9 protein-coding genes are annotated in these 13,799 nt (G+C 71.5%); 4 read left to right on the plus strand and 5 right to left on the minus strand.

Translation table 11 applies throughout. From position 1 onward, the window contains the following. Positions 1-34 precede the first annotated feature (34 nt). The gene (locus tag OG943_RS37260; RefSeq protein ID WP_328605607.1) at positions 35-1,477 is read right to left on the minus strand and encodes an MFS transporter; all 1,443 of its coding nucleotides are present in this window, start codon (positions 1,475-1,477) and stop codon (positions 35-37) included. 102 nt (positions 1,478-1,579) lie between these two features. Here OG943_RS37260 and OG943_RS37265 point away from each other — a divergent pair, with 102 nt between their 5' ends. The 3 genes from OG943_RS37265 (at position 1,580) to OG943_RS37275 (ending at position 4,282) form a co-directional block, all read left to right on the plus strand. Continuing rightward, a complete protein-coding gene (locus OG943_RS37265) occupies positions 1,580-2,413 on the plus strand; it encodes a helix-turn-helix transcriptional regulator (protein ID WP_328605608.1) in 834 nt (277 codons plus the stop codon). 79 nt (positions 2,414-2,492) lie between these two features. Then, the gene (locus OG943_RS37270; protein WP_328605609.1) at positions 2,493-3,617 is read left to right on the plus strand and encodes a sensor histidine kinase; all 1,125 of its coding nucleotides are present in this window, start codon (positions 2,493-2,495) and stop codon (positions 3,615-3,617) included. Continuing rightward, positions 3,614-4,282, plus strand: a complete 669-nt coding sequence (locus OG943_RS37275) for a response regulator transcription factor (RefSeq protein WP_328605610.1) — start codon at positions 3,614-3,616, stop codon at positions 4,280-4,282. The genes OG943_RS37270 and OG943_RS37275 overlap by 4 nt, the downstream gene beginning before the upstream one ends. 76 nt (positions 4,283-4,358) lie before the next feature. On the opposite strand, the gene OG943_RS37280 is transcribed toward OG943_RS37275, so the two are convergent. Beyond that, entirely contained in the window at positions 4,359-5,906 is a 1,548-nt protein-coding gene (locus tag OG943_RS37280; protein WP_328605611.1) for an acyltransferase family protein, read from the minus strand. Positions 5,907-5,994: 88 nt separating this feature from the next. Between OG943_RS37280 and OG943_RS37285 the strand changes: the two genes are divergently transcribed. Continuing rightward, positions 5,995-7,245, plus strand: a complete 1,251-nt coding sequence (locus OG943_RS37285; RefSeq protein WP_328605612.1) for a hypothetical protein — start codon at positions 5,995-5,997, stop codon at positions 7,243-7,245. 3 nt (positions 7,246-7,248) lie between these two features. Here OG943_RS37285 and OG943_RS37290 read toward each other — a convergent pair whose 3' ends face one another. From OG943_RS37290 to OG943_RS37300, 3 genes are all read right to left on the minus strand, one after another. Beyond that, a complete protein-coding gene (locus OG943_RS37290) occupies positions 7,249-10,941 on the minus strand; it encodes an FkbM family methyltransferase (RefSeq protein WP_328605613.1) in 3,693 nt (1,230 codons plus the stop codon). After that, positions 10,934-12,142 carry a hypothetical protein gene (locus OG943_RS37295; RefSeq protein WP_328605614.1) on the minus strand — a complete coding sequence of 403 codons (1,209 nt, stop codon included), beginning with the start codon at positions 12,140-12,142 and terminating at the stop codon, positions 10,934-10,936. Before OG943_RS37295 ends, OG943_RS37290 begins: the two co-directional genes overlap by 8 nt. Positions 12,143-12,284: 142 nt before the next feature. Continuing rightward, positions 12,285-13,283, minus strand: coding sequence for a hypothetical protein (locus OG943_RS37300; RefSeq protein ID WP_328605615.1), 999 nt, complete (start codon positions 13,281-13,283; stop codon positions 12,285-12,287). Positions 13,284-13,799: the final 516 nt, after the last annotated feature.

Here is a 13,799-nt window from a genome sequence, read left to right on the forward strand (position 1 = left end):
CGTCCGGCGGCCGGGTTTTCCGCCGGGTGAGTTTTCAGCGCGGGTCGGGCAGCTTGCGCGCCAGCGCCGTGACCACGATCGCCAGCACCGCCAGCAGGCCGATGACCAGCACGAACGCGCCTTCGAAGCCGAACGACCCGGACGTGCTCAGCCCGGCGAACAGGCTGCCGAACACCGCCACGCCCAGTGCCAGCGAGGTCTGCTGGGTCGTGGTCAGCACGCCGCCGCCGACGCCCGCCAGGTCGGTGGGCACGCGAGACAGCACGATGCGGAACAGCGTGGTCGACGCCATGCCGTTGCCCACACCGATCAGCACCATCGCGGGCGCCAGGTCCCAGACGGACAGGTCCGGCCAGGCCAGCAGCGCCGAGCCCGCCAGCACCAGCAGGCCGAGCGTCAGCACCGCGCCGCCGATGGCCACCATCTTCTGCCCGTACCGGGTCACCAGGCGGCTGCTGACCAGCGACGTCGTGAAGTACGCGACGGCCATCGGGGTCAGTGCCAGCCCGGAGCCGAGCGGGCCGAGGTGCAGGCCGTCCTGCAGCGTCATCGCGTAGACGAACATGAACGAGCCGAAGCCGCAGAAGAACGGCACCGCGACCATCAGCCCGTGGCGCACGCTCGCCGTCCGCACCAGCGAAGGCGGCAGCAGCGGCATCCCGCCGCGCCGCTGGAGCCGCATCTCGACGCGGACGAACGCGAAGGCGGCGAACGGGAACAGCACCAGCAGCGCGATCGTCCACCACGGCCAGCCGAGCGCGCGGCCCTCCATGATCGGGATCAGCAACGACAGCAGGGAAACGGCCAGCAGCGCGGTGCCCCAGCGGTCGATGCCCAGCGGGTTCGCGGCGCGGCTGTCCGGCACCGTGCGCCGGGCGATGATCAGCCCGACGATGCCGATCGGCACGTTCACCAGGAAGATCGGCCGCCAGCTCGTGCCCCACAGGTCCGCGGCCACGAGCGCGCCGCCGAACAGCTGGCCGACCACGGTGGAGATGCCGCCCGTCGCGCCGAACAGGCCGAGCGCGCGCGAGCGGCGTTCGCCCTTGGTGCCCGCCTGGATGATCGACAGGACCTGCGGCAGCAGCAGCGCCGACGCCGCACCCTGCGCGGCGCGGGCGAGCACCAGCGTCGTCGCGTTCGGGGCGATGCCGCAGACCAGCGAGGTGATGGTGAACAGCGTGAGGCCGAGCAGGAAGAGCCGGCGCCGGCCGAAGGTGTCGCCCAGCCGTCCGCCGAGGACCAGCAGCACGGCGTACGCGATGCCGTACGCCGCCACCACCAGCTCCAGCGTGGAGGCGGACGTGTGCAGGTCCTCGTTGATGGTCGGCAGGGCGACGTTGACGATGAAGAAGTCGATGATCGGGAGCGCTGCCCCCAGCAGCACGGTGACCAGGCCGGCAGGGGTGAGGCCCGGCCTGGCAGGGGCGCCGGCGGCGACGGTGGTCGTTGCCGGCACGGTGGTTGTCGCGGTCATGAGTACCACGATCCGGCCGTTTCCAACCTGGTACCAGGTGCGGTCTTATCCTGGTAGTGCGACTACCTGGTAATAGGCTACGGGCTGTGCTTACCTAGTACCATGACCAGCGCCGTAGAAGAACGCCTGCGCCGGGACGAGCTCGGCGCGTTCCTGCGCAGCCGCCGCGCGCGCATCACCCCCGAGCAGGTCGGGCTGCCCCTCGGCGGCCGCCGCCGGACGCCGGGACTGCGCCGCGAGGAGGTCGCGCAGCTCGCCGGGGTCGGGGTCACCTGGTACACGTGGCTGGAGCAGGGCCGCGACATCAACGCGTCCGAGCAGGTGCTCGCCGCCATCTCCCGCACGCTGCGCCTCGACCCACACGAGCACCTGCACCTGTTCACGCTGGCCGGCGCGCCGGAGCCGCCGTCGGAGAAGCACTGCAACGCCGTCACCCCGGCGATGCGGATGATGATGGCGAAGCTGGAGCCGTACCCGGTGGTCGTGCGCAACGCGCGCTGCGACCTGCTGGGCTACAACCGCGGCTACACCTGGCTGATGGGCGAGGTCGACGACATCCCGTTCGAGGACCGCAACACGATGGTCCAGTGCCTGCTGAACCCGCGGTGGCGTGAGCGGATGCTCGACTGGGAGACGAACGTGCCGCGCGTGATCGCGTCGTTCCGCGCCGTGATGGCCGAGCACGTGGCCGAGAACTCGTGGAAGAGCCTGGTCAAGCGGCTGAAGGCGGAGTCGCCGATGTTCGCGCGGCTGTGGGACCGGCACGACGTGAACCCGGAGCCCATCCGCACCAAGCGGTACCTGCACCCCGAGGCGGGCCTGCTGAAGTTCAACTTCACCTACCTCTACCTCGGCCGCCGCTCGGAGATCACCATGTCGACCTACACCCCGGCCGACGAGGAGACGGCGGCGAAGCTCCCGCTGTTCTTCGACTGAAGTACCGCGCACGGCGGCCACCGGGAAGCCGCTTGCGAACGGACGCGCCCAGCGGCCGGGCCCGGTAGTTTTCTGCAGCATGAGGCAGGACCGGTGGCGGGCGCGGAACCCGTGGTTCGGACGGGTGTTCCGGACCGCGCTGGTGCTCGCCGTGGTGCTGGGCGCCAGCAGCGCCGCCGCCCGCTGGCAGCCGGGCGCGCCCCGGCTGGGCCCCGCCGGCTTCGCCTGGCTGGCCGCGACGGCGCTGACCTTGCTGCTGGTCCACAAGTTCCCGTTGACGCTGTTCGTGGCCACCTCCGCCTCGGTGTACGCGTACTACGCGGTGGGCGAGCCCAACGGGCCGGTGCTCGTGGTTCCGGCGATCGCGCTGTTCATGCTCACGCGCAAGCGCGGGCCGATGACCGCCGGGATCACCGCGGCGGTCGTGCTGCTCGCCGCGTACGCCGCGTTCGCGATCACCCACCGGACTTTCGCCGTCAACGCGGGCGCCGGGATCGCCGTGCTGTGGTCGGCCGCGGTGATCGGCGTCGGCACGGCTGTGCGCTACCAGTTCGCGGTGATCACGGCGCGGCGCGCGCAGGCCGACGAGCACCGGCACCGGATGGCCGAGCAGGAGCGGCTGCTGATCGCGCGCGAGGTGCACGACGTCGTCGCGCACAGCCTGGCGATGATCAACGTGCAGGCGGGCGTCGCGGCGCACGTCGCCGACCGTCGCCCGGAGCAGGCGAAAGAGGCGCTGCTCAACATCAAGGCGGCCAGCGCTTCGGCGCTCAACGACCTGCGGGCGACGCTGGCTGTGCTGCGTTCAGGGGAGGACAAGGCGCCCGCGCCCAGCCTCGCGCAGATCGACGAGCTGCTGGACCACGCGCGCGCCGCGGGCCTGCAGGTCGAGCTGCACGGCGAGGCCGGGGAGCTGCCCGCACCGGTCGACGGCGCCGCGTACCGGATCCTGCAGGAGTCGCTGACCAACGTCGTCCGGCACGCCGAGAACGCCGGGCGGGTCGACGTCCGCCTGGAGCGGCGGCCCGGGGCGCTGGCGCTGACCGTGCGGGACGACGGCCGCGGCACCGCGGAGCCGACGCCCGGCCACGGGCTGCGCGGGATGCGCGAGCGCGCGGCGGCGCTGGGCGGAAAAGTCGAAGCCGGGGTCACCGGCGACGGGTTCGAGGTGCGGGCCGAGCTGCCCGTCGAGGGGGACGGATGACGATCCGCGTGCTGCTGGCCGACGACCAGGTCCTGGTCCGGGCCGGGTTCCGGGTGCTGCTGGAGACCGAGGACGGGTTCGAGGTCGTCGGCGAGGCCGGTGACGGCGAGCAGGCCGTCGCGCTCGCCGCCGAGCACCGGCCGGACATCGTGGTGATGGACGTCCGGATGCCCGGCACCGACGGCCTCGCCGCCACCCGCCGGATCACCGCCGACCCGGAGCTGGCCGGGGTGAAAGTGCTGGTGCTGACCACGTTCGACGTCGACGAGTACGTCTACGAGGCCCTGCGCTCCGGCGCCAGCGGGTTCCTGCTGAAGGACACCGAGCCGGTCGAGCTGCTGCGCGCGTTGCACGTGATCGCCAAGGGCGAGGCGCTGCTGGCGCCGACCGTGACGCGCCGCCTGATCGCCGAGTTCGTCGGACGGCCGGAGCACCGGCGCGTCGACCCGTCCGCCGTCCGCGAGGTCACCGACCGCGAACGCGAGGTGCTGGCGCTGGTCGCGGGCGGCCTCTCGAACGATGAGATCGCCGCCCACCTGGTGATTTCCACCGCGACCGCGCGCACCCACGTGAGCCGGATCATGACGAAGATCGGGGCGCGGGACCGGGCTCAGCTGGTCGTGCTGGCGTACGAATCGGGTCTGGTCACGCCCAGGGGCCACTAGCCCGAAGGTGTGAGTTACGCCGTGTCAGTGAACGCCGTCCCACCTTCGGACGCCTTAACGGCAGAGCATCGGTTACTCACCGAGGCGTTCGGCGGAAGGAGCTCCCATGGCGTGGGAGATCGTCGTGGTCGCCGCGCTGGCCGTGGTCTTCCTGGTCAGAGTGGTGCTGCAGCTCAAGCGGGGCTGAGCGGCGCCGCGGCGCGGGACGCCGGACGCGCGGTTCCGCGGGGCGGTCCTCATCCGGCTCCCGGGGCGGCCGCGGCGGGGCGACCGCCTTGATGATCGCGGTGTGCTGCTCGTCGTTCTGCGGCCTCGGCCTGGGCTTCGGGGCCGGACGGCTGCCGGTGCCCGGGGCGTCCAGCAGACTGCCCGTGACCGAGCCGTCGGTGCCCGAACCACCGGACCGCGGCGGCTGCGGCGGCGGGGACGGCTTGGCCGGCGGGGACGTGGGCCGCCGGTCCGAGGCGAGCGGGCGCTCGTCGACGCGCGGGATCTCGATGGTGATCTCGCTGCTCACCTTGATCGGCGCGGGCTTCGATCGGTGCGACAGCTTCCGCGCCAGCGTGTGACTCGGCCGCTCCACGAACCGGTAGCTCAGCTCGACCACGCCGAACACCGCCGGGATCACGATCACCAGCGCGAGCGGCAGCGGCATCAGGGGCCGCAGCAGCTGCAGCAGCACGAAGGACACGAGCATGTGCAGCAGGTAGATCGAGTAGCTGCGCTCCGACACCAGCGTCCAGAACTTCCGCTGCTTCAGCTTCGGCTCGGCGAACATGCCCATCAGGAAGCACAGCACGGCGAAGGCCATCGACAGGTTGTACGAGTCGTCGATCCGCCCGACGTTGATGATGTCCGCCAGCACGTACAGCGACCACGCGGCGGCGCCGTACGCCGCGCCCGTCCACAGCGGGATCTTCTTCGACGTGGTGGCCCAGATGATCTGGCCGATCACCATCACCGGCAGGTACGAGACGTTGACCCCGAACAGCGAGTACGACGGGCCGAGCTGCGAGCGGCTCATCATCACCACGAAGATGAACGTGAGCTCCACCGCGATCGCCAGCCACACCCACCGGCGCAGCAGCGGCAGCATCGCCATCAGCAGCAGGTAGAAGATGACCTCGACGATCATCGTCCACGCCACCGGCACCAGCACGATCTGCGGGTAGATGATGTAGTTGATCAGCGTGGTGTTGGTCAGGATGGTGAGCGGGGTCAGCTCCTGCGACTGCCCGGTGGACGGCGGGTGCAGGTTCACGGCCAGCAGCAGCGCGGTCAGCAGCACCACGAACAGCATGGGCGCGTACACGCGGATGAAGCGGTTCAGGGCGAACCGCGCCTGGCCCTGGCGCAGGGCGATCGGCGTCACGACGAATCCGCTGACCAGGAAGAAGAACGGCACCGCGATCTGGCCGATGCCCTGCTTCGCCATGTGCATCGGGTCGCTCGTGAGCGCCTCGATGAAGCTGACGTAAGGCGCGTTCTCACCCTTGGCGATCACCCAGGGGTGAGCGATGTGGCTGTAGAACACGAGCAGGGCGCCGAGGCCACGGCCGATGTCGATGAAGACGATGCGGGTCTTCTTCTGTTCAGCAGGTGGCTGCTCAACCAGCGCGACCACCCCCGTCTGCTCGGCCGACTACCCCGACAAGGGTAGCGCCCTGCTCCGGACGCGGTGGCCGGTCCCCGAAATATCCCGGAATCGGCAAATGGCCCACGACGACGGTCTGGCCTCGGGTTATGTGCCGTCCAGGTACGATCGGGAGGAGTTTCGTCCGCTTTCACCCGAGCAGTTCAGGAGTCCGGCGAGCGTGCAGCCGTCCACCCTCGACGTCACCGTCGAGCGCCCCACGATCGCCACCGTTGTCCGGCCGGCACTCCCCGCCATCGGGTTGTACGTGCTTTTCCAACTGCTCGCGTTCGGCGTGCTGTGGCTGCTGAGCTGGAAGGCGGGGGTCTCGCCCGGGCGCTTCGTCGGCGCGTTCGACGGCAACTGGTTCCTATCTGTGGCCGAGCACGGTTACACCCAGCCCGTGACGCTCGGCGTGGACGGCGTGCCGGTGGAGAACAGCCTGGCGTTCTTCCCGCTGTACCCGGCATTGGTGGCATTGCTCGCGCTGGTCGGGATTCCGGCGGTGGCCGGCGCGCTGATCGTCACGCTGCTCGCCGGCTGCGCGGCAGCGTGGGGACTGTTCGTGCTGGGTCGCGACCTGGCCGGCCTGCGCGTGGGCACGCTGCTGGCCGTGCTGTGGTCGATCGGGCCCGGCTCGACCGTGCTGCACCTGGCGTACTCGGAGTCGCTGCTGGTCGCCTTCGTGGCGTGGACACTGGTGGCGGTGTCCCGGCGGCAATGGCTGCTCACGGGCGGGCTGGCGAGCTTCGCCGGACTCACCCGCGCCGGTGCCGGCGCGCTGCTGGTGGCCGTCGGTATTGCGGCGATCGTTGCGATCGTCCGCCGTCAGGACAGCTGGCGCCCCTGGGCCGGCGCCTTGCTGGCACCGCTCGGACTGGTTGGCTACCTCGCGTACATCGCCGTGCGCACCGGCCGCGTCGACGGTTGGTTCTGGCTCCAGCAGGCCTGGCACATGAGCTTCGACTTCGGAAGTTTCACGTGGATCCAAGCCTGGGAGGGCCTGACCGCCAACACGTCGAGCTGGATCACCGTGACCGCGCTCATCGTGCTGGGCGCGGTCGCCCTCCAGCTGTGGACCTGGTGCACCCGGATGCCCCTGCCGTGGCAGGTCTACGGCACGATCACGGTGCTCATCGCGCTCGGCTCGTCCAACTTCTTCCAGACCCGGGCCCGGTACCTATTGCCGGCGTTTGTGCTCACGGTCCCGCTCGCACTGCTGCTCGCGAAGCTGCCGAACCGCGCGCTCGCGGTGGTGCTGCCCGCCGGAGCACTGGTCAGCGCCTGGTACGGCGCCTTCCTGATGGCGATCGTGCACCTGAACCCGTAGGGCTCAGGCCCCCGGCGAGAGCCACAGCGTGGCAAAGGCCTTCTCGTCGGCACGGGCGGCCGCGATCAGGTCCACATCGGACAGTCCTTCGACGGACACGCCCGAATCGCCGACGATCTTCGGCGTGTAGCCCAGCGCGCGGTAGCCCGCCAGCACGGTCATCGGGTCGTCGCCGAGTTCCGTGATGGCCGACGGGTCGAACTCGCACACGACGTGCGGGCGGTCGCGGCGCAGCACCGAGTCCAGGCCGGCCAGCGCGCGGTGGTCGCGGCCCTGCAGGTCGACCTTCACCAGGCCGATCCGCTGCGCCGTCACCTCCGGCAGGGAATCCAGCCGCACGGCCGGGACCGCGATGCCGGGGCCGTCCGCGCTGACCCGGTTGTCGCCGCTGTTGCCGGCGGTGGCCTGCGTCAGGTGCACCGTGCCGGGTGCGTCCCAGGCGGCCGACTCGACGACGGTCACCAGCTCGGCCGCGCTGCTCGGCAGGTTGGCCGCGACGTTGCGGCGCAGGTACTCGGCGTTCACCGGGTCCGCCTCGACGGCGACCACCCTGGTCAGCTCCGGCGTCGCGCGCAGCAGGCGCAGCGTGTGGTATCCGACGTGCGCGCCGACGTCCAAGAACGCGCCCGAAGCCAGCGACGCCATCAGCCGCGCCTCGCTGTCTTCCCAGGACCGGTGGAAGACGATCCACGGCAGCATGACCTCGTCGACCGGCATGAGCAGCGCGCCGACGTCGCACGGGACCACGTCGGCACCGCGCGGCACCGGGGCGTGCGCGAGCCGGGCGGCGTCACGCATCGCGCCGACGTCGAGGGCCACCCGTTGGATGGCCTTCTCGTCGGCGTCCAGGCGCTCGTCGCGTGAGCTGAACATCTTGTGCACCGACGCGGTGGTCGCCTCGAGGTCCGCGCCGAAGCCGCCGTAGCCCTCGGAAAGCTTCACGATGTCGCCTTCGAGGTTGCGCAGCGCCAGCTCGGTGTCCGGGCCGCGGCGGCGAAGGTCCTCGACGGTGTCGCGCATCGCGTCGACCCGATCGCCGAGCTTCTCGCCATGGCCGCGGGACACGTCGGCCACGCGGCGGGAGTCGGCGAGGCCGCTCTCCAGCGCCTCGATCCGGGCCAGCAGCCGCTGGTTGCTCTCCTCGGCGCCGGCCAGCAGCGCGCCCATCACCTTGCGCTGGTGCACGTCGTAGTGGTCGATCGCGCGCAGCACGGCCTTGCGCAGCGCGGGCGCCAGCGGCAGTCGCGACGGCGCGGCCGCCTCCGGCCGCCAGTGCAGGGCCTGCGCGGCCTCGTGCAGCGGGGCGATCGGGTGCGGCGGCGCGGGCTGGCCGGCGTGCTTGCCCGCCTGCCACGCGTGGTGCGCGTTCTCCAGCTCGGCCCGCATCCACTCGGCCGCGGTGGCCATCGAGCGTTCGCGCAGGATGTACTCGCGCGCCTGCTTTCCGCGCTTCGCGGCCTCGGCCGGGTTGTCCGCGACCTCGCGCATCGCGGTGGCTGCCGCGTCGAGATCGGGCTCCGCCCACACCGCGGTTTCGTGGTACGGGTAGTTGCCCTTGCCCACCGGCACCAGCTGGTACGGCACGGGCCAGCCCGTGGTGGCGTCGAGGAATTCGCGGGTGCTCGAGTAGTCCGTGGAGATCACCGGCATCGCGCGCGCCATCGCCTCCGCGACGGTCAGGCCGAAGCCCTCGCTGCGGTGCAGGGACACGTAACAGGTGCTGCGCTCGTAGAGGTCGTGCAGCTCGGCCACGGTCAGGTAGGTCTCGATCAGCTCCACCCGGTCGTCGCCCACCACGGCGGCGCGCAGCCGCTCGGCGGCCGACGGGTGCATCTTCGCGTTGATCGCCTTGACCGTCAGCCGCACGTCGTCCCGGCCGGGGAACGCGCGCTGGAACGCTTCGACGGCGCCCCAAGGGTTCTTCCGCTCCGCGACGCTGTTGAAGTCGAACGCGAACAGGAACCGCACCGGCTCGCCCTGCTCCCGCGCGGGCGGCGACGGCTCACCCGGGTCGCGCACCGGCACCGGGATGGTCTTCACCGGGATCGGCGAGTGCTCGGCGATGGCGCGGCGGCAGAAGTCGCTGACCGTCCAGACCTCGTCGAGCATGCCGAACGCCTCGTGCTGCCACTCGGGGAAGTCCTCGAGCTCCCACGCCCACAGCCCGATCCGGTAGCGCCCGGCGCCGACCTCGGGGTGGTTGGTCAGGATCACGCGCGTCTGGTCGGCGTTCACGGCCAGGATGCTGAGCGGGAACCGCGGGTCGCCGACGGTCGCGGGCCGCTCGATGCCCGTGCGGTTCGACACCGCCTTCTCTTCGAGGACCGAGACCACCGGCACGCCGCCGTCCTCGATCGCCTCGAGCACGATCCGGCCCATCTCGCCGAGGCCCAGCTCCGCGGTCAGGTAGCCGAGCAGGTTCACGCCGAACTCGTCGGACGGCGGGCGGGTCGCCGCGCGCTCGCCGGGCAGCGCCCACTCGGGCAGCCCGGCCTCGTTGACGCCGGAGCCCGCGCACCAGAAGCGGAAGTTCTCCGCGTCGGCGCCGTACGGGTGCGGGAACGCCATCTGCAGGTCGATCCGCGACGCCCAGATCGCGTGCGTCAGCCGGTTCAGCCCCGCGGCGGCCTGCGCCTGGTCTTCGGGCGTGGCCAGCCACTCGCGCAGGGCGAGGCCGCCGTCTTCGCCGTACGCGTGCGGCGGGAGGGGCTTGTCCTTGCGTTCGGCCTTGATCCAGCCCTCGCGGAACAGCCGGCGGGCGAGCTTCGGCACCTCGGTGCCGTCGCGGAAGTTCTTGAAGCCGTAAGGGATCGAGTCCAGCGACTCGGCGTAACCCGCTTCGCGCAGCTTGGCGCCGTAGGAGTCGCAGACGGCGCGCAGCTCGGCGTTGTGCGAGAGCAGCACCCGCGGCTTGCGCGCGCAGTGGAAGCTGAGCAGCCACGGCTTCTCCGGCCGGTAGCCGCTGAAGTGGAAGAAGCGCAGCTTCGCGCCGCCCGCGGTGAGCGTGCCGTCGGCCTCGCGGGCGATCGGGCGCTCGTGCAGGTTCCAGTAGGCGACGTCGTAGCCCGGGTCGGTGAGCACGTGGTTGCGGAACAGCGCCGGGACCTGGTCCACCCAGCGCTGGTCGGTGAACAGCTGAAGCTCGGGCGCCACGATCGCGTCGTGGCGCAGGCGGCCGGCCCAGAAGTCCAGGAACGGCCCGGCGCCCGGCCCCACCCCGATGAACCCGAGGTTGAAGATGCCGGTGCCCATGATCACCGCGTCGTCCGGCTCCAGCCCGTCCTGCGGCAGCGGGTTCAGGAAGTGCGGCGCGAGCACGATGTCGTGCGCCAGCGCCAGCTCCGCGACCTCGGGGATCGGCGCGAACAGCTCGATGTCCGGGTCGAGGTAGATCGCGACCTCGGTCTGCTCGAGCAGCTCGCGCAGCAGATACGGCTTGACCGAGGTGGCCAGCTCGGTGACCGAGTACGCCGTGGCCATGCGCAGGTAGTCGGCCTCGTCGATGCCGAACGCGGCCGGCCCGACCACCCGCGTGCCGTCGTCGAGGACGGTCACCTCGTCCCGCGGCGCGTCGATCACCGCGATCACGAACCGGCCGTCCGGGTGCTGCGCCAGGTACGACTTGGCCAGCACGCGCGCCGCGGGAACGTAGTTCCGCGCGACGATCGTGCAGGCGGTGCTGCCCGGCTCAGCCATTGGCGGGCAGGGCGGTGAGCTGCGCGTTCAGTGCCGAGATGAAGTCCGTCTTGGCCTGGCTGAGGCTGCCGGGGCCGGACGCCTCGATACGGACGATCACCTTGTCATGCGCGTAGTGCCCACGGGCCTGGGCCGACTGGCCGTCCTTCTGGTCGATCGTGGTGGCGTACACCCCGTCCGGCGCGGTGGAGTCGCGCTTCGCGCCGTTGGTCACCTGGATCTGCTCCAGCTTCTCGGCCGCGGTCTTCGCCGCGTTCGCGCTGCTGGCCTGGGCGAGGAACAGCGTGATGCGGTCGCCGTTGTCCAGGTGGTAGACGACGAACTTGACCTTGCTCGCGCCCGCCGACTGGTAGGCCGCCAGCTCCTGCGGGTTCAGGTACTTCAGGCCGTCGACCTGGCTGAACGAGGTGATGTCGTCGTGCGTCTCGGCCCGGCCGGGCATGGCTCCGAGGGCCATCGGGTCCGGCGGCTTCGGCGCGCTGGACGAGGCCGGCTGCTGCGTCGGGCCGGCGGTGGGCTGCCCGCCGCCGCTCCCGCTGTCCCGGCCCCAGAGCCAGTAGGCGCCGAACGCGATCGCGGCCAGCACCACCACAACGCCGACGATCGCGCCGACCTTCTTGCCGTTGCCGCCCTTTTTGGGCTTGTCGCTGAAGAACTCCGGGCCCTGGCGGACTCCCCAGTCGGAGTCACTGCCGCCGCCACCCAGGTCGTTGCCGCCGCCCCACGGGGGGCTCTGGTCGCCTTCGGGCGCGTTCCACGGAGCCTGCTGCGACTGCGGGAACCCGGCGGGCGGCGACTGCGGCGGGGTCTGCGGGAAACCACCCGCCGGCGAGTACTGCGGCTGCGGCGGCTGCTGCTGCGGCTGCACGTACTCGGTGCGGTTCACGTCGGCGTGCGGCGTCTGTTGCTGCTGCTGTTGCCACGAGACGGCCTGCGTGCGCTCCGCGCTCTGGTCACCGACCGGCTGCGGGGGCATGGGGGGCTGCTGGGCGGGCGGCTGCGGAATCCCGTGCGGCGGGCTGACCGGTGCGATCACCTGGGTCGAGTCCGCGCTCGTGGGTCCCTGCTGCTGCGGCGGTGGGTCCTGCTGGCCGACGGCCGAGGACAGCACTTGGTCACGCCGGATCCGGTAATCGTCCGCGGACAGCCGCCCCGACGCGAGCTCCTCGTCCAGCCGGCGCAGCTCCTCCTGCCAGGACACCAGGGCCCCCCTTATCTGTCGGCAAGGCGACGTCAGTGCGTCACCGCGACCCGATGTGTGTGACGACGTGGACATTGTGCACGGCAGCGGCCTCGCGCGACCCCGCGGGTCGCCTTCCGGCCCGGCCGCGAGCTGCGGTTCGTCAGCCGGCGGGCAGGGCCGCGGCCACCTTCGAGCGGATCTGCTCGATCCGGGACCGGAGGGCCACCGCGTCACCGGCCAGTGGCTGGGACGCGCCGATGCCGATCGCGACCGGGCCGGAGGTGTACCAGAACGCGAGCACCCGGCCGGCCGGGCTGCTGCCGGAGTAGAGGAGGTCGGTCGCGGCGGGCCCGAGCGAGGCGCTGTCGAAGCCGCCCGCGACCAGGTTTCCCTGCAGGCCCTTCACGAGCTGTTCGGCCTGCGCCGACGACCCGGTGGGCACCGCGAGCAGGACCGTCCCGTTGTCGGCCTGCTCGGCGTCGGCGTACGAGCGGTAGACGACCTCGGTGGCGCTCGCGGTCTTCATCAGGTCGGCGTCGGCCTGCGAGACGGCCTTCAGCTCGACGGCCTTGTCGAGCGACATCGTGGAGTTGTCCTGGCTCGGCTTCCCGGGCAGCGCCGGCAGCTTGTCCTCCAGCGTGGCCGACGGGTCAGCGGAGCCCGACGGCGAAGGCACGGGCGGCGCCGAAACGGAGTCCGCGCTGCCCCGCTGGTCCGGCTTGCTGCCGATGTACCAGGTGAGCCCGACGATCAGCGCCAGCGCGAGCAGCACCCCGAGCGAGAGGAACAGCCACGTCGGCTTTTTCCGCCGCGGCGGCGCTTCCTCCCACAGCTGGCGCAGCTCGGGCGTCGGCTGCTTGTCGAGGTGGTCGCCGGAGATGTTGAGGTAGTCGGTGGGGTTCACGTCGGCCGGGCTGGGCGCCGTGGTCCGCCGGCTGGTGTGGAAGTCGCCGACCGCCTTGGGCTCCCAGCCCGGGGTCTGGCCGGCCGATCCCTTCGACGCCCGGAACCCCTTGGCGGGCTTGGGCGGCTTCGGCGGCTTGGCCGCCTTTGACGACTTGGCCGGCTTCCCGTCGTCCGACGGCTGCTCCCCGGCTGCTTCCCCGGCGCCCGGTTGCACGGGATGCCAGGTCGGTTGCTGGCCATACGGTTGTTGCACAGTTGGTTGCTGCACAGTTGGTTGCTGCACAGTCGGTTGCTGCACAGTCGGTTGCTGCGCGGTCGGCTGCGGGGTTGCCGATTGCGGGATGGCCGGCAGCTGCGTGGTCTGCTCCTGTGCGGACGGTTGTGCGGCGGCCGGTGGCCAGACGGCCGGTTGCTGGGTGGCGGGGTTGGCGCTGGACCAGGTCCCCGGGGTGGTCGCGCTGCTCGCGCCTGCCGCGCCCGCGGTGCCGAACGCACCCGCCGCATTCGCAGCACCCGCGGCCCCAAATGCACCTTGCCCACCCGTGGAACCTGCCGCACCTGCCGCACCCGCCGCACCTGTTGCGCCGGACGTGCTGGTCGGGACGGTGGTACCGGACGCATCCGCCGCGCCCGCCGCACCGGACGTGTCCGCGTTGGCCGTGGCGGAGCCATCGGTCGCGCCGGCGGTGCCTTCCGCTCCGGTCATGTGGTCCGCCTCGTTTCGGGCTGCAGTGGTCGCAGTGGTCATGGTGACCGTCGGGTCCGAGCT

The organism is Amycolatopsis sp. NBC_00345 (assembly GCF_036116635.1).
GTDB lineage: Bacteria > Actinomycetota > Actinomycetes > Mycobacteriales > Pseudonocardiaceae > Amycolatopsis.

Excerpts from the sequence above, each read along its gene's own strand:
- OG943_RS37275 (WP_328605610.1), top strand. The coding sequence starts at position 3,614 with ATGACGATCCGCGTGCTGCTGGCCGACGACCAGGTCCTGGTCCGGGCC.
- OG943_RS37270 (WP_328605609.1), top strand. The coding sequence starts at position 2,493 with ATGAGGCAGGACCGGTGGCGGGCGCGGAACCCGTGGTTCGGACGGGTG.
- OG943_RS37285 (WP_328605612.1), top strand. The coding sequence starts at position 5,995 with ATGGCCCACGACGACGGTCTGGCCTCGGGTTATGTGCCGTCCAGGTAC.
- OG943_RS37290 (WP_328605613.1), bottom strand. The coding sequence starts at position 10,941 with ATGGCTGAGCCGGGCAGCACCGCCTGCACGATCGTCGCGCGGAACTAC.
- OG943_RS37260 (WP_328605607.1), bottom strand. The coding sequence starts at position 1,477 with ATGACCGCGACAACCACCGTGCCGGCAACGACCACCGTCGCCGCCGGC.
- OG943_RS37265 (WP_328605608.1), top strand. The coding sequence starts at position 1,580 with ATGACCAGCGCCGTAGAAGAACGCCTGCGCCGGGACGAGCTCGGCGCG.